Genomic DNA, 17,116 nt, shown 5'->3' on the forward strand with positions numbered 1-17,116 from the left:
TTAAAAGCATAGCGCAGTGTTACCTGCGCTATATTAATTTCACGGCAGTTATTCTACCAGTTCACTTACAATAACTGGGTTATTGTGTAGTGTTTTATGCACTGGGCATTTGTCGGCTATTTCGAGTAAACGCTGACGCTCTGGCTCAGTTAAGTCGCCACGTAAGGTGATTTTACGGGTAATGGCTTCAAGGTTACCTGTTTGCTCACAATCGTCGCAATCTTTGTTGTAATCGCGAGTGTGATCAAGCTCTACTTTAACATGCTCCAGTGGTAATTTTTTACGTGTAGCGTACATGCGCAATGTCATTGCCGTACAGGCACCAAGCCCCGCTAATAAGTGATGATACGGATCGGGACCTAAGTTTTTACCGCCTACTTTTATTGGCTCATCTGCAAGCCAAGTATGATCTTTTGTACTTACGTGCTGAGTAAATACATGGTCTTTTTCTTCAACAAGTACATTACCACCCGTTAAACTTGCCGTGTATTTAGTTTTGTCGTACTTAACATAACGGTTTGCCCACGTTGCAATTATTTGTGCAGCGTAGTCGGCATCGTTTTTATTTGTTAAAAGGTGATCGGCGTTATCTAGGCTAATAAAGCTTTTAGGATGCTTAGCTGATGCATAAATTTTTTCAGCTTCACTAATATTTACAGTCGCATCAATAGGGGAGTGCATTACTAATAATGCGCGCTTAAGTTTACTTATGTGGCTTTTATCGTACTTGGCTATATCGTCAATAAATTGCTTTTTAATGGTAAATTCACGACCAGCTAAGTTAACTTTAGCTTCACCTGCTGCGTTAATTTCATCAAGGTGTGCTTCAAAGTTATGCGCTACGTGCTGCGCATCTGACGGTGCGCCAATGGTTGTAATAGCCGATACTTCAGGAATATGCTCAGCAGCAGCAAGTACCGCAGCGCCGCCTAAACTGTGGCCAATGAGTAGTTGCGGCGGAGCAAAATGCTCACGTAAATGATTTGCCGCAGATACTAAATCTTGAATGTTTGATGAAAAGTTACTGTTAGCAAAGTCGCCATCACTATTACCTAAACCGGTAAAGTCGAAACGTAGTACGGCGATACCTTGTTGTGTGAGTGCACGGCTAATCCGTGTAGCTGCTGCAATGTCTTTACTGCATGTAAAGCAGTGTGCGAATAGCGCGTAAAACTTAACGTCACCAGAGGGAAGTTCAAGTTGGCCGGCAAGTTCTAAATCGCCGCTTTTAAAAGATACTTTTTGTCGCATGGGGAGCCTTATTTACACAAATAAAATATATTATATTAGGGCGTGTTGACCGTTGTGGATTGAAATTTGTTCAATCTAGGGGCGATTAAATCGCGGCGCGAGGTTTGTAACCTAGTGGACTAAGTAAAAACCGAGCAACAAAGAGTTAATCGTCCCTAGAAAGAACCCAAAGGGTAGCGCATGTTTGGCATTTATGCTGCGTTATCGCCTATTTATGGGGAACAACCACACATCATAGGCTCTGCCTTGCTTAAATACCAAACAGTCTGCTGCAAATTCACCCACCAAAGGTCAGCACGCCCTAGTAGATCAGAGATAGTTACTAAACCTTGCAAATTCAACGTTTTTTTATTAGTTGATCTTGATCAAGCAAAGTGACAGTGACTATGCCTTGCGGACATATGTCCTTATGTTTTTGAGGTCATTTGTCTATCCTCACATAGCGCTATAATGAAGGCTTTGCTACTTTATATAAGTAATTTAGCACTATTAAAAGCAACTCACTTCACACAACCTATTCACTGGAACGTACAATGCAATTACCTACTGTTGATTATAAAGCTCCCGATGCGGCTGCACAATTTGTTGAATCGTTAAGAAATACTGGATTTGGCGTTTTAAAAAACCACCCAATCCCACAGTCTTTAGTTGAGTCTATTTACAAAAATTGGCAAGACTTTTTTAACTCAGAGCAAAAGCACGACTTTTTATTCTCTAAAGAAACTCAAGACGGTTACTTTCCGCCTTCAGTATCAGAAGTAGCGAAAGGCTTTACAATAAAAGACATTAAAGAGTACTTTCATGTGTACCCTAAAGGTCGCGTTCCTGCCCAGCTTGAAGCTGATGTACGTGAATACTACCGTTTAGCAAGTGAATTTGCTGGCACATTATTAAGCTGGGTTCAGGCTGAAGCACCAGCTGATGTACGTGCTAAGTTTTCGATTGATTTAAAAGACATGATTGCCGATTCTGAGCAAACATTGTTACGTATCCTACATTACCCACCAATGACGGGTGATGAAGAGCCTGGTGCTATTCGCGCAGCAGCCCATGGCGATATTAATTTATTAACTGTATTACCAGCTTCTAATGAGCCTGGTTTACAAGTTCAAAAAACAGATGGCGGTTGGTTAGACGTGCCATGTGATTTTGGCAGCTTAATTATTAATATCGGCGACATGCTACAAGAAGCGTCGGGCGGGTATTTCCCATCGACAATTCACCGTGTAATTAACCCAACGGGTAAAGCATCTACTAAATCGCGTATTTCATTACCGTTATTTTTACACCCGCATCCAGATGTTGTGCTTTCAGAGCGCTACACGGCAGATAGCTACTTGCAAGAACGCTTGCGCGAGCTCGGTGTTAAGTAACTCTTATACTTAGAGTAATTAAGTATAAACAAAAAAACGGCCTATGGCCGTTTTTTGCATTTTTAAGCAACTTAATCACAGGTTTAATTTTAATAAACTATGCTCAATTGCCTGCAACGTAAATAATGGCATGCATTCTTAGCTACTACAGGTATAATGCGCGCAACTGGCTAATGTAGCCTTATTTAAAAGAGAGTTTATATGAGTTTTGAAGGTTTAGGTTTATCACAGTCTTTGGTTAATGCGGTTTTAGAAAAGGGCTATGAAACGCCAACGCCGATTCAGGCTCAAGCAATTCCTGCAATTATTGAACGCCGTGACGTTATGGCAGCAGCGCAAACAGGTACAGGTAAAACAGCGGGTTTTACATTGCCACTTATTGAGCGTTTGTCGTCGGGCCCTAAAGCTAAAAGTAATCACGTACGTGCGCTTATTTTAACGCCTACGCGTGAGCTTGCTTTGCAAGTAAGCGAAAACGTTGAAGAGTACGCTAAGCATTCGGATGTGAGCTCATTTGTAGTTTACGGTGGCGTTAAAATTAACCCACAAATGCAGCGTCTTCGTAAAGGTGTTGATATTTTAGTAGCAACGCCGGGTCGTTTAATCGACTTACATAATCAAAATGCAGTTAAATTTGATAGCGTTGAAGTGCTTGTACTCGATGAAGCTGACCGCATGTTAGACATGGGCTTTATTCATGACATTAAACGCTTAATTGCTAAAATGCCTGCTAAACGTCAAAACTTGATGTTTTCGGCTACATTTTCAGATGAAATTCGTGCACTAGCAAAAGGGTTAATTAATGATCCTGTTGAAATTTCAGTTGCTGCAAAAAATACTACAGCTAAAAGTGTTACTCAGTGCGTTTACGCGGTAGATAAAACACGTAAAACAGCATTGCTAAGCCACTTGATTCGCACTAACGATTGGCAACAAGTATTAGTGTTTAGCCGTACAAAGCACGGTGCTAACCGCTTAGTTAAACAACTAGAGCGCGATGACATTGTAGGCGCGGCTATCCATGGTAATAAATCACAAGGCGCACGTGTTAAAGCACTTGATGGTTTTAAAAGTGGTGAAGTACGCGTACTAGTAGCAACAGACATTGTTGCACGTGGTTTAGACATTGTTGAATTACCGCATGTTGTTAACTACGACTTACCAAATGTATATGAAGATTACGTTCACCGTATTGGCCGTACAGGCCGTGCTGGAGCGTCGGGTCATGCGATTTCGTTTGTAACGGTTGATGATGCTGTTGATTTATACGGTATTGAACGCTTTATTGGTGAGCTTATTCCACGTGCTGAAGAAGATGGTTTTGAGCCTATTAACCCAGTAGCAGAGCGCGCATTAGATGCTCGCCCTCTACCGGCTAAAAAGCCTAAGAAAAAGCAGCCTTTTAATAAACCTAAATCTGATAGCAGCAAGCCTAACAGCAAAAAGCCGAACAATGGTGGAAATGGTACCGGCCCACGCCGTGGTGGTTCTAAAAAGCCAGCAGCTAAAACAGATGACAGCGCGCAAAACCCATGGGCAAAGCGTGAATCTGTTGGCGGTAATGGCCAACGCCGTCGTCGCACAAATAACGATTAATGATCATATTGGCGTTTATACCAATCCGCAATAATACTTAATCATTTTGCGGGGCTAAACGTGTCGCTACCTGCGTTAAAAAATTCTCATTTAGAACAACTAAATAGCGATTTTTTTGCCTAGCTATCAACACGTTTTTCCACCCTCAAAATAGATCACTTAATTAAGCGAATTGGTATAATTAATTTAGTTAAATGCTGATACAAAAAACGCGCTCTCTTCTTTTGAATAAATAGAAGCAGCGCGTTTTTTATTGCCTGTAATTTGTCATTAGCTGATTAAATAGTTAATGCCCAAGCCTACAAATAAAGTAACACTTACGCTAAGTAGTGTGCCAAGCATAACGTACTCGGTAAGTTTTTTATCTTTGCTTGCACTTAAATCGCCAAACCTAAATACCGACTTTGCCGCAAGTAAAAAACCAAGCCCTGCAAATTGGTCAAGCAATATAAAGCTCAGCATAAGTACGCGCTCAAGCATACCTATGCTTTGCCCTGCAAGCGGTAAGCTACCAGTACTTGAAAAGTTACTTGTTAAACGCTCTAACATCATTCTTATAAATACGGCGCTAGGACTTAAAATAATTAAATAACCGCATACCACCCACAGTATTTTGGGATCAGTGAGCATATTATTAATTGCAGCCATAAAGCTATTGTTATCAGTTAGCCAAATACTGAGCGCAATAATAACGAGTATGTGCGCTATTTGATCTAGTAAAAAAGGCACCACGCCTTTATTAGAATACGATTTAGCTATATCAATAAAGTAATGGCTCAGCATAATGCTCGCCGTGGCAATTAAAACACTGCTTAGTTGCTGCCACCCGAATGTGTATTCCCACACGGTAATAATGAGTGCACTTGTTACACCATGTACTAGTGCACTTGTTACACCATGCACTAGTACATGAAAATAAAGCTTACTGGCTTTAAAGTGACGGGTATTTCTGTCGTTTACCCAACTCATAGGTTGCCAGTAAAAATCAGCGAGTAAGTGGCCAATAATAAGCGCGACCAGTAAAAGTGAAAATTCCATTATTCACCTCCTTTAATTATATTTTTTATAACGTGTTGTGTGTGCTTAATAAAGCGCTCTATAAGTTGGTAGTGCGCTAAATTGAGTAGTTTGGTTACATTTTCGCGACTTGTTTTAAGCTCTTTAGCCAATGCCGCGTGGCTGTTGTCTGGTGATGTTAAATAGACATACAGGGCATTTGCTTGTTTTTGTGTGATTTTAGTGAGCAATACGTCGGCAAAAGCTAAATTAAGATTTAAGCTTTCATCGAGCTGCTGCTCGTTAATATTAAAAACAAAGCGTTGATTGCCTATTTTATCAAGGCCTTGCCCCGAAAGAGTAAAAGCAGAACCGGTTGCTGTTTTTATATCGCTGCGTGGGTTATCTATTTGCCCAAGCGCTAAGCTTTGTCGTAGTTCATAACCTGACGATTTAAGGTGTAAATATACAAGTAAGGCATTTTTAAAAAGGAGCTGAGGATTATTAACTTGTAACTGAAAGGCATCGCCTCGGTATATATTCCAAAGTGTTTGCTCCCCCGAAATATTTCGTAAACTTTGCTCTAGTTGGTAAAGCATGGCATCGTATTGCTGCTTAGGGATTGTTTGCGATTTAATAATATCGCCGCTGATCACACCAATCATAAAAATCTCAAAATGGTTACTTTTTAATATGTAACCAATATTGGTTACATAAGGGTATGTGACTAATTTAGGTTACTTAAATATAAATTGCAAGGTACACTTATTTTATAACGTTACTTCTATTGCTATTAATCCTCACTAGGACACTAAATGACTTTACAAAACGAGCAGCAAAGCACGAAACCACGGGTCGGTATTTTTGTTGATGTGCAAAATATTTATTACACGTGCCGTGAGAGTTACGGGAAAAATTTTGACTACAATGCGTTTTGGCGAATGATGGAGGCGCAATACAATATTGAGTGTGCTTTTGCGTATGCAATTTATCGAGGAGATGAAAAGCAAAATCAGTTTCAAAATATTTTGCGTGCGATTGGTTTTGAGGTAAAGCTAAAGCCATTTATTCAACGCCGTGATGGAAGTGCTAAAGGCGATTGGGATGTAGGCATAACAATAGACATGTTAGAGCAGGGTAAAAATCTTGATAAAGTTATTTTGCTCTCTGGCGATGGTGACTTTGCTTTGTTACTTGGGCATTTAAAAAATCAATATAATGTACCGTGCGATGTATACGGTGCTGACAGGTTAACTGCTGAGGTATTAAAACAAAGCGCAGAGCAATTTCATTTAATTGATAATACTTTGCTACTTTAACAGTAAAAAATAGTTAAAAAAGTGCAAGCTAAGTGCCTGCAACATGAGAGATTTTAATACAAAGCCGTAATAGATGAATTAAGCCTTATATAGGCTTTTTTTATTACTGTAATCAATTGGGTTTGCTAGATGATTATGGTAATTTTAAAGCATAACGAGTTACCAAGGACTTACATGCTTCATTATAGCAACATGCCACTAGATAGAGGCTCAAATTTTCGTAAAGACCCATCGTGGCTTAAAGCGCAAATGTCGGCGCAAAGTAAATGGGTTTTAGTTAAAAATAATCAAACCCTATTTATTAAAGATACCCCTAAAGTAAGCTATTTAACGTATCAGCAAGTGGCGCATTTAGATTTAACGAGTGCTATTTTTGTTGGTTTAAACAATGCTAAACATGGTGTGTTTGCATTGGATGTTTCTGATCTGGATGAAAGCGTACTTTCGCCTTTAATAGAGGGCGCTCAGTTTTTTGATATTCGCCAATATGGGCCTCAAGTAACCATTAAATATGCCTCAATAGCAGCCCTTGCGAGAGGGTTATGTTATTGGCATGCCACGCACCGCTTTTGTGGGCGCTGCGGTAGTAAAAACCGTTCAGTGGAAGCAGGGCATTCTCGTATATGTGAAAACGAAAACTGTAAGCATCCTACATTCCCGCGTACCGATCCTGCGGTAATTATGGTCGTTACTAAAGTCTTTGCTGACGGAGTAGAACGCTGTTTATTAGGTCGCCAAGCTGCGTGGCCCACTGGTATGTATTCGTCGCTTGCTGGATTTGTAGACCCAGGGGAGACACTGGAACAAGCTGTTGCGCGTGAAGTTAAAGAAGAGGCAGGCATAGAGGTTGATAACGTAAGGTATGTTGCATCTCAGCCATGGCCGTTCCCATCGTCAATTATGCTTGGCTTTTTTGCAGAGGCGACATCTGAGCAAATTAACGTAGATAAAGAAGAGCTAGACGATGCAAAATGGTTTAGCCGTGAAGACTTAGAGCAATTTGGTAATTGGCACGAAGAAGGCGAGCATTTAAAGCTGCCTAGAACCGATTCTATCTCTCGTTATTTAATTGAGCATTGGCGCACAAACCCTTAAGGATTAACAATGTCGAGTAAAAGTAATAAAAACACTCAGCTAGTATCATCAGGGCGAAAAAAAGCCTATACACATGGCGTAGTAAATCCCGTTGTACAGCGTGCATCTACCATTGTATTTGATACCGTAGCAGATTTAAAAGAAGCAGCTAAAACCCGTGGCGATAAAACGTTATTTTATGGGCGCCGAGGAACAACAACACACTTTGCGCTACAAGAAGCGATTACAGAACTTGAAGGCGGCGAAGGGTGTGCATTGTACCCTTGTGGCGCTGCGGCGATCAGCCAAGTATTTTTATCGTTTTTAAAAACCGGTGATCATATTTTAATGGTTGATAACGTGTACGAACCAACTCGCGATTTTTGCGATAAAATTTTAGTGGGGCTGGGCATTACAACAACCTATTACCCGCCAACCATTGGCGCAGGTATTAAAGATTACATTCAGCCAAATACTAAAGTGTTGTTTTTAGAATCTCCAGGTTCTATTACGATGGAAGTGCAAGATGTGCCCGCTATGGTAAAAGTAGCCAATGAGCACAACGTAATGACCATGCTTGATAATACCTACGGTAACGGTTTGCATTATCGCCCGTTAGAGCACGGTGTTGATATTAGTATTCAAGCTGCAACAAAGTATATTGTTGGCCATTCAGACGTGATGATGGGGGTGGCTGTTGCTAATAAAAAGTATTGGCCAACCTTACGCGAAAACTCATACTTACTAGGGCAATGTACCAGTGCCGATGATGCGTATTTAGCACTTAGAGGCCTGCGTACAATGGCTGTGCGTTTAAATCAACATGAAAAAGCAGCAATAGAAGTAGCTAAATGGCTTGAGAAACATGAGCTTGTTGATCATATTCGACACCCTGCATTTGAAAGCTGCCCAGGGTATGAGTTCTTTAAACGTGACTTTGATGGCAGTAATGGGTTGTTTTCATTTGTTATGAAAACCGGCAATCAAAAAGCGATTGATGCATTTTTAGATAGCCTTGAGCATATTAAAATGGGCTTTTCGTGGGGCGGTTTTGAAAGCTTAGTAACGGCTAATTTAACTATGAAAGGGTTGCGCTCAAATACAGGTTGGGATTTAGGCCCCGTTATTCGCCTGCATATTGGCCTTGAAGATGTTGAAGATTTAATTAGCGATTTAAGCCAAGCACTTGAGGTTTATAAGCAGTATTTATAATTTATATCGCAATTTATGTTGTTACATTTAAATGTATTGTTACAAAGCTCACCACAGGTGAGCTTTTTTTTGCTGGTAATTCAAGGTGTTTACACTTAGTGTGGATAAATACACAGAAAATAAAAAGTCATTAAGGATAGTCAATGGCAACACCATTACCGATAAACGTAGGGCGATTAACGCAAATAGCGGGATTTGAGCTTGTACGTATGTTTTTAACTAAACGTGGACTTATTGCATTAGCTGCCTTTGCATTGGTGTGGCTAATAATACTGCGCTACCCAATAGGGCAGGCAGTAGGCATTGTAAGTGCGCCCGATTTTGAGCAAATAGCCCGTGATATATCAGGTTCTATTGGTTTAAGTAAATTATTGGATTGGCCTGAGGCCGAATTTGCTATGTACTGGTTAATAGCCCTGTATAGCTTTCCTGTTTTTGGTTTATTTATTTGTAGCGACCAAACGGTAGGCGACAGAGAGCGCGGCACACTAAGGTTTTTATCACTGCGCTCCACTCGCTTTGAAATACTGTTTGGCCGTTTTTTAGGGCAGCTAGGAGTATTAGCCTGCTTGGTGGGTATAACGCTTGTGGCTACGCTCGCGGTACTAGGGTTTAGAGATCCAAGTTTACTGGCTGGTGGTTTTGCTCGTGCGCTTTCTATATTTTTAATATTAGTGATTACTCTGTGCCCATTTGTAGCACTTATGACGTTAATTAATACCTTTGCTCGCTCATCGCGTTTATCTATTGTATTGGCAATTTTATATTTTGCAGCAGGCGGTATTGTTGTGGGAATACTACAATGGCAAATACCCGCATTAGGCTTGCTTGATTATTTATTTCCGGGTGTGCAATTAGAGCTATTAGCGGGGCAAAATTTACCATTATTGAGCGCTGTGGCTATTCCCCTTGTGCAAACTGCAGTGCTACTAAGCGTTGCTCAACGTATTTTTGCAAGGAGCTCACTATGAGACCATTAATTACAGCTAGCGGTTTGAGTAAATCGTATGGTGCAAAACTTGCGCTTAATAATGTGGACTTTGAAATTAACAAAGGCGCGCCAGTGGCGCTTGTTGGGCCAAATGGTGCGGGTAAAACTACCTTATTTAGTTTGTTGTGCGGCTATATAGCACCAAGTAAAGGCAGCCTTGAAATATTAGGGCATAAACCTGGTAGTGCTGCTTTATTTAATAAAGTAAGTGCATTACCGCAAGACGCACAACTTGACCCCCGCTTTAACATAGACAAGCAACTCGCCTTTTATGCAAAGCTACAAGGTATGGGGGCAAAGCAAAGCCAAACTGAGGCGCTACGTGTACTTGATTTGGTTGGCTTAAAAGAAATTGCAAAGCAGCGTGCAGGGGACTTATCGCACGGTATGCGCAAGCGCGTTACGATAGCGCAAGCACTTATTGGCGCGCCACAAATTGTAATGCTTGATGAAGCAACCGCAGGGCTTGATCCGATTCATGCCAGAGAAGTACGTGAGCTTGTATCTGAATTAAGTGAGCAGGCTACATTTATTTTAAGCTCTCACGATTTAACAGAGCTTGAGCGACTATGCTCACAGGTACTTCATTTAGATAAAGGCGTACTAAGCGAGCATCAAACAAAAACTAATAATACAGATAAACACTTTTATACATTAATGCTAAGCGAGGCTTATCAAAATGTTGAGCAACAGCTTCAAGCAATTGCAGGTGTGAGTCGTGTGTATATGAGCCAACATAAAGAATATGTAGTTGAGTATCAGCCAACGAGCGATCCACTTGATATTGCACTACTGAATTTTTGTCATCAACAACACTGGCAGTACAGGCAGTTAGTTAATGGTCATACATTAGAGAATCAAATATTTAAACAGGAGAAAGTATAATGGGTTTACTTAGCGGACTTATGGGTAATGCAAGTGAAGTTGACGATTCTGATTTAGAAAAAATCCTCGCCAATACATTAATTGACGGCGAGCAAGTAGAAAAAGCATATAAAGTAGTACGTGATATGTTTATTTTTACTAATAAGCGCTTAATTTTAATTGATAAGCAAGGTATGACCGGCTCTAAAATGGAAATGGTGAGCATTGCTTACTCTAAAATAACGAAGTTTAGTAAAGAAAGTGCAGGCCATTTTGACTTAGATGCCGAGCTAAAAATATGGGTTGGCTCTGATCCTACACCAATTAGTAAAGAATTTAAGTCTGGCGATAACATTAATGATGTTTATCGAATTATTAGTCAACATGCACTTTAGGTACAAATTGCATTGTATTTATTGGCTTTTTCATTGATGCATATTTTAAGTAGTTGTTGACTAAATGTAGCAACTACTCTAAGTTAACATTTAGTAACAATAATTTATAATTTATCTAATAAATACAGGTGGTTAGTTGAGCTGCCGTTCAGTTTTGATTCAGTTTTTAGGCGCTAGGATGTGCCCCGACTTTAGCAACACAGCTAGAGCGTAAAAAGTAATATACATAGGGAAATTAAAAATGAAAAAGTTAGCCGTTATTATTTCGAGCATTTTATTATCAAGCGCTGCAACCACTGCAATGGCCGCAGATACTTACCAATCAATCAGCCATGTAGGATACATGGACACTGATGGTAATGACACGGTGAGCGTTGACTCAACTTATTATTTTTCTCCAAAAGCGACTTTAGGTCCTTACGATCAATTTGAGTACATCAATAAGCAAACAAATGTTTATGGTGCATACAGTGATAATGACTTTGGAGATGTTACTCGCGTTGGCGGTGAGTATTTTGTAGAAGATTTTGTATTAGGTGCACAGTACAATAATATCGATAGTGATTTTGGCTCAAGCACGGATGTAATTGAACTTTCTGCTGGTTACTTCTTTAATCCAAACCTTGTACTAAAAGCAACGTTTGTAGATTTCGAAGATGCTGACAATCATTTTATGTTTGACTTAGCATATAACCACGAATTAAACAGCACTGATTACATCGGCTTTACAGTAACATCAGATGATGAGTTTGATTACCGTGCAGTAGCAGCAAAGTACTTTGTTGATTTACAACAAGGTAACTACTTAACTGTTGAAGGTAAATTTGAAGATGTTGATGGCGGTTCAAGTAACTGGGAATTAGCATCTAACTACTATTTCAGCAAAGCAACATCGGTTTTTGTTACAGTTAATAAAAATGATGATTACACTCTTGGTGCTCAACACTTTTTCAACAACAATGTTGGTTTAGAAGTAGGTTATGGCAATAACTGGGATGATTCTGATTATGATGCTTACTTTGCAAATGTAAGCTTACAGTTCTAATTCAGCTGTAAATTAGTAATATAATACTAAAAGCCCGCTCAATTGAGCGGGCTTTTGCGTTTAGCACTATTTATCAGCGGCAGTTACGGCCTTCATTTTGCTTCGCGTGTACTTCTTTTGAGTTTTTCAAGTTTGCGTATATTCATACCAATTCCAATAAATAGCTGATCTATTTTACTTGCTAAAAACAACCCATTTCTTTGTTGTAAATTTCGCAAAGGGAACAACCATTTACATCAATTTACGCCTAGAACTGAATTATTTTTCGGCGTAAAATTTAGATCACATACTTAATGGAATTGGTATCGCACTGCACGGTTCAGTTCTTTTTCTGTTTTTTATTATAAATGCATTTGCATCTTAAGCAGTTACGGCTTTTTAATTTGTGTTGAATCTCTCGTATCTATGATATTCCTTAATTTATTATTTAACCTGAACTCTGGTTAAGAGATTTAGTAACGTATTGAATCATGGTGATATTTAAATTTATTTTCTCTAGCCAGAGGTTTTCAGTGAAAACAAGGCGAATTTACGCGTCAACAGCGGGCCTATTGCAAGTAAATTCAACACAGTTAGCGCTGAAAATAGCTGCTTGAGATAGATTTATTATCCATAACCCAGCTTATTTAGATCAAAGATAATAGTAGTGAATTTTTAAATAATAGAATGAATGCGTTGAGGCAATAGAGTCACTGCGCAAGGATTGTATTTAAACTAAGATGGGTCATAATTGAGCTACTATTTAATTCAATGTGTAAGGAATGTGCGCATGTCAGTATTTATTATTTTACTGGTTGTGGTGGTGGTTATTTTTGCAGTTAAAGATATACGCCTTAATCTGATCAGTAGACCCACGTTTAAAATGTTCAAAAAGGTACTTCCGCCGCTATCGCAAACAGAGCGAGAGGCGATGGAAGCAGGTGATGTTTGGTGGGATGGTGAGTTATTTAGTGGTAACCCAGACTGGCAAAAACTGCACCGCTTTCCTAAACCAGAGCTTAGCGATAAAGAAAACACATTTATGGCTAACCAAGTAGAAACCTTATTGGCGATGCTTGATGATTATCAAATTGTACAAAAAGACAAAGACTTACCAAAAGAAGTGTGGGATTACCTAAAAACAGAAGGTTTTTTTGCACTGATCATTCCTGAAAAATTTGGGGGGCGTGAGTTCTCCGCAATTGCTAATTCAACGATAGTGTCAAAAATTTCGACTAAAAGTCTAACTGCCGCCGTCACTGTTATGGTGCCTAATAGCTTAGGTCCAGGCGAATTGCTTCTTCATTATGGTACTAAAGAGCAGCAAGATCGTTGGCTGCCAAGTTTAGCTAATGGCACAGATGTGCCTTGTTTTGCATTAACGGGCCCAGAGGCGGGTTCTGATGCTGGCAGCATTCCTGATTCAGGCGTGGTGTGTATGGGGGAGCACAATGGCGAGCAAGTAATAGGCCTGCGTTTAAATTGGTCAAAGCGCTACATTACACTTGCACCAGTGGCTACTGTACTAGGCTTAGCGTTTAAAATGTATGATCCAGATGCTTTATTAGGTGATAAAAAAGAGCTGGGTATTACGTGTGCGCTTATACCAACCGATCATCCGGGTGTTGAAACGGGTGAGCGTCATTATCCGCTTAATATGGCCTTTATGAATGGCACAACGTACGGTAAAGATGTATTTATACCACTCGATTGGATTATTGGTGGACAAGAGTGCGCAGGACGTGGTTGGAGAATGCTTGTTGAGTGTTTAAGTGCAGGGCGTGGTATATCGCTACCAGCATTAAGTGCAGCAACCGGGCACTTAGCTTCAAAAATGACATCGGCATACGCCATGGTACGCCAGCAGTTTGGTGTATCTATAGGGCAATTTGAAGGTGTGCAAGAGGCACTTGCGCGTATTGGTGGTTTAACTTACACACTGGAGTCGTGCAGATTAATGACCGCAGGTGCGATTGATTTAAAATTAAGTCCGTCGGTTGTAACAGCGATTGCTAAATACCATATGACTGAAATGGGTCGTACGGTAATGAACGATGCAATGGATATTCATTCAGGTAAAGGAATTCAAGTAGGGCCTAATAACTATTTGGCGCATGGTTATATGGGGATTCCGGTATCAATTACGGTAGAAGGCGCGAATATTTTAACGCGTAATTTAATGATATTTGGCCAAGGTGCAACACGCTGTCATCCATTTGTTTTAAAAGAAATGGAAGCCGCTGCAATGGAAGATGACGACGCAGCACTTGAACAATTTGATGGTTTATTAATGAACCATATAATATTTGCAGCAAGTAATGCAGGTATGGCATTTGTGCATGGCTTAACACGTAGTTATTTTGCTAAAGCGCCTGTAGGTGGTGAAACGGCTGTTTATTATAAGCAACTGAGCAGAATGAGCCGAGGCTTAGCTATTTGCACAGACGTGGCTATGTTAATGCTTGGCGGTGAGCTTAAACGAAAAGAAATGATATCGGCACGTTTGGGTGATGTATTAAGTCATTTGTACTTAGCATCAACTGTTTTAAAACGTTATGAAGACGAAGGGCGCCAACAAGCTGATTTACCATTTGTAAAATATGCAATTGAGAACTCATTATTTGAAATTGGCCAAGCGTTTAATGGCTTCTTTAAAAACTTTTCAAATCCGGTTGTTAATTTTACCCTTAAACGTATCGTGTTCCCGCTTGGAAATCATTACCACAGACCAAGTGATGAAATAGCGCAAAGTATTTGCGAGCGTATGACTCAACCTGGAGTATTTAGAAACCGCTTAACGCATTTATGTTATGTAGATGAAAATGCAGGTACAGGGGTAATGGAAAGTGCATTTTTAGCTATGCATGATATGCAAGCGCAGTTTAAAGACCTAAAACAATGGCAGCGTAAGGGCAGTGTACCTGCAACGCTTGATATTGAAGGCGCTATAAATTATGCACTTGAAAATAAGTTGTTAGAGCAAACGGATGCTGATGCTATGCATCATGCTAATAAGTTACGAATGAAAGCCATTGCAGTTGATAACTTTCAACCAGGTGAGCTGTAGCGCAGTACTTTAAATACTAGGGCGTGTTGACCCTTCGTGGTTGAATTTGCAGCAGGCTGTTTGGTTTTTAGGCAAGGCAGAGCCTATGTAGTGTGGTTATTCCCCATAAATGGGCGATAACGCAGCATAAATGCCAAACATGCGCTGCCCTTTGGGTTCTTTCTAGGGACGATTAACTCTTTGTTGCTCGGTTTTTACTTAGCCCACTAGGTTACAAACCTCGCGCCGCGATTAAATCGCCCCTAGATTGAACAAACTTCAATCCACAAAGATCAACACGCCCTAGCTAAAGCGAAAAAGGCCTTACAAATGTAAGGCCTTTTTTATGTGTAATACATTTATTTTAACGAGCGTACGGGTCGGCAACTATTTTATCTACGTACCATTTTCCTTTTTTACGAAGCATTTTAACACTGCGCATTTCATCAATTTTCCCGCCATTTAGGGTGCCAGTAAAAATCAAATTTATTTTAGCTTTATCACCATATTGTTCTCGTAAACTCATATTTGACATGTCGACTTCAATAACTACCTCATCATATTGCATGTTTATCAAGTTACGAGAGAATTGTTTAGCTGTTCCGTAAGATTTCATTATGCGAGTTAGGTTAGGTGTTGCCATTTTGCTGGCTTTTTGAAGGTCTTTTTGGTTATAAAGTGCATCAAAATAAGCGGTTGCTGTATCACCTGGACTATCGCTAGATATTTTGGCATCGTCGCCGCAACCTACAATAAATAGGCAAGTTATGACACTTAGAATAGTTAGTAGTTTTTTCATTGTTATCATTATTGTTGTTGATTAAGCTTTTTAAAGTGTGTGGCTAAATTATGAATATGTAAAGAGGGAGGCAATATTTAAGGGCTGATCTTTCGATAAATAATAAAAAAGGATGCCATAAGCATCCTTTTTAAACATGTGTAGATTACTGTACTAGCTCTTGTTCACTAAACTCTTCATCAAACATTGGGCTTGATAAGTAACGCTCAGTTGCACTAGGTAGGATAACAACAATATTTTTATCTGCGTTTTCAGGTTTTTCTGCGATACGTTTAGCTGCAACAACGGCTGCACCTGATGAAATACCCACCAAAATACCTTCTTTTTTCATTAATTGATGCGCCATAGCTATTGCGTCTTCGTTAGATACAAGCTCTGCACCATCAATTAAATCCATATCTAAGTTGCCAGGAATAAAGCCTGCACCAATCCCTTGGATTTTATGAGGGCCTGGTTTGATTTCTTCACCGGCAAGCGTTTGGCTAATAACAGGAGAGTTAGTTGGCTCAACAGCAATAGACTTAACGTTTACACCTTTTTCTGTTTTAAGGAAGCGGCTAACACCTGTAATAGTACCACCAGTGCCTACACCCGCTACAAAAAAGTCTACTTTGCCGTCAAGCGCATCATAAATCTCAGGACCTGTTGTTTCAAAGTGAATTTTAGGGTTTGCAGGGTTTTCGAATTGCTGTAATAAAATATATTTATCAGGTGCCGTTGCTTGAATTTCTTTTGCTTTTTCAATTGCGCCATTCATACCTTTAGCACCGTCGGTAAGCACTAGATTTGCACCTAATGCTTTTAATAGCTTGCGACGTTCTAGGCTCATAGTATTAGGCATAGTAAGCGTTAACTTATAACCGCGTGCTGCTGCAACAAATGCAAGTGCAATACCGGTGTTACCCGATGTTGGTTCAATAAGCTCCTTACCTTCAACAAGCTGACCTGATTTTTCAGCTTCCCAAATCATTGATGCACCAATACGGCATTTGATGCTAAAGCTAGGATTACGAGATTCAACTTTAGCGTATACATTCCCACCTGTAACACGGTTAAGTTTTACTAGCGGCGTATTACCAATACTTAGTGAGTTATCTTCAAAAATAGTAGACATAATGTTCCTTTGGATACAATCTGATCAACGTGTTAATAGCCTTTGCCACTAACTATATAGAC

The 17,116-nt window shown here is 39.9% G+C and carries 15 protein-coding genes; 10 read left to right on the top strand and 5 right to left on the bottom strand.

Going from position 1 to position 17,116, the window contains the following annotated elements; all coding sequences use genetic code 11:
* Window positions 1-48: 48 nt before the first annotated feature.
* The gene (locus LOS73_RS10055; protein WP_457934915.1) at window positions 49-1,251 is read right to left on the bottom strand and encodes a bifunctional alpha/beta hydrolase/OsmC family protein; all 1,203 of its coding nucleotides are present in this window, start codon (window positions 1,249-1,251) and stop codon (window positions 49-51) included.
* 533 nt (window positions 1,252-1,784) lie between these two features.
* Between LOS73_RS10055 and LOS73_RS10060 the strand changes: the two genes are divergently transcribed.
* The gene (locus LOS73_RS10060; protein WP_008172584.1) at window positions 1,785-2,624 is read left to right on the top strand and encodes an isopenicillin N synthase family dioxygenase; all 840 of its coding nucleotides are present in this window, start codon (window positions 1,785-1,787) and stop codon (window positions 2,622-2,624) included.
* A 201-nt stretch (window positions 2,625-2,825) separates the two neighbouring features.
* Window positions 2,826-4,220, top strand: a complete 1,395-nt coding sequence (locus tag LOS73_RS10065; RefSeq protein ID WP_024595752.1) for a DEAD/DEAH box helicase — start codon at window positions 2,826-2,828, stop codon at window positions 4,218-4,220.
* Window positions 4,221-4,490: 270 nt separating this feature from the next.
* On the opposite strand, the gene LOS73_RS10070 is transcribed toward LOS73_RS10065, so the two are convergent.
* Both LOS73_RS10070 and LOS73_RS10075 read right to left on the bottom strand, forming a co-directional pair.
* Window positions 4,491-5,258 (bottom strand): DUF3307 domain-containing protein, encoded by a 768-nt coding sequence (locus tag LOS73_RS10070; RefSeq protein ID WP_457934916.1) that lies wholly within the window; start codon window positions 5,256-5,258, stop codon window positions 4,491-4,493.
* A complete protein-coding gene (locus LOS73_RS10075; protein WP_002962846.1) occupies window positions 5,258-5,881 on the bottom strand; it encodes a hypothetical protein in 624 nt (207 codons plus the stop codon). The genes LOS73_RS10070 and LOS73_RS10075 overlap by 1 nt, the downstream gene beginning before the upstream one ends.
* A gap of 150 nt (window positions 5,882-6,031) precedes the next feature.
* Between LOS73_RS10075 and LOS73_RS10080 the strand changes: the two genes are divergently transcribed.
* The 8 genes from LOS73_RS10080 (at window position 6,032) to LOS73_RS10115 (ending at window position 15,162) form a co-directional block, all read left to right on the top strand.
* Entirely contained in the window at window positions 6,032-6,535 is a 504-nt protein-coding gene (locus LOS73_RS10080) for a LabA-like NYN domain-containing protein (protein WP_002962844.1), read from the top strand.
* Window positions 6,536-6,709: 174 nt separating this feature from the next.
* Window positions 6,710-7,630, top strand: a complete 921-nt coding sequence (gene nudC, locus LOS73_RS10085; protein ID WP_457934917.1) for an NAD(+) diphosphatase — start codon at window positions 6,710-6,712, stop codon at window positions 7,628-7,630.
* A gap of 9 nt (window positions 7,631-7,639) precedes the next feature.
* Complete coding sequence (locus tag LOS73_RS10090; protein ID WP_096793400.1) at window positions 7,640-8,821, top strand: cystathionine beta-lyase; 1,182 nt, start codon at window positions 7,640-7,642, stop codon at window positions 8,819-8,821.
* Between the two features lie 143 nt (window positions 8,822-8,964).
* Window positions 8,965-9,792, top strand: a complete 828-nt coding sequence (locus LOS73_RS10095; RefSeq protein ID WP_007377981.1) for an ABC transporter permease — start codon at window positions 8,965-8,967, stop codon at window positions 9,790-9,792.
* Window positions 9,789-10,697 (top strand): ABC transporter ATP-binding protein, encoded by a 909-nt coding sequence (locus LOS73_RS10100; RefSeq protein WP_007377980.1) that lies wholly within the window; start codon window positions 9,789-9,791, stop codon window positions 10,695-10,697. Before LOS73_RS10095 ends, LOS73_RS10100 begins: the two co-directional genes overlap by 4 nt.
* Window positions 10,697-11,071, top strand: a complete 375-nt coding sequence (locus LOS73_RS10105) for a PH domain-containing protein (RefSeq protein WP_007377979.1) — start codon at window positions 10,697-10,699, stop codon at window positions 11,069-11,071. The genes LOS73_RS10100 and LOS73_RS10105 overlap by 1 nt, the downstream gene beginning before the upstream one ends.
* Window positions 11,072-11,312: 241 nt before the next feature.
* Window positions 11,313-12,116: a putative porin gene (locus LOS73_RS10110; protein WP_007377978.1), complete on the top strand. Its 804-nt coding sequence runs from the start codon at window positions 11,313-11,315 to the stop codon at window positions 12,114-12,116.
* A gap of 769 nt (window positions 12,117-12,885) precedes the next feature.
* Window positions 12,886-15,162 carry an acyl-CoA dehydrogenase gene (locus LOS73_RS10115; RefSeq protein WP_457934918.1) on the top strand — a complete coding sequence of 759 codons (2,277 nt, stop codon included), beginning with the start codon at window positions 12,886-12,888 and terminating at the stop codon, window positions 15,160-15,162.
* Between the two features lie 343 nt (window positions 15,163-15,505).
* Here LOS73_RS10115 and LOS73_RS10120 read toward each other — a convergent pair whose 3' ends face one another.
* Window positions 15,506-15,940 carry a hypothetical protein gene (locus LOS73_RS10120; RefSeq protein ID WP_033023777.1) on the bottom strand — a complete coding sequence of 145 codons (435 nt, stop codon included), beginning with the start codon at window positions 15,938-15,940 and terminating at the stop codon, window positions 15,506-15,508.
* Window positions 15,941-16,085: 145 nt separating this feature from the next.
* A complete protein-coding gene (cysK, locus tag LOS73_RS10125) occupies window positions 16,086-17,054 on the bottom strand; it encodes a cysteine synthase A (protein ID WP_007377974.1) in 969 nt (322 codons plus the stop codon).
* Between the last annotated feature and the right edge of the window lie 62 nt (window positions 17,055-17,116).

It is taken from the genome of Pseudoalteromonas sp. SCSIO 43210 (assembly GCF_054133285.1).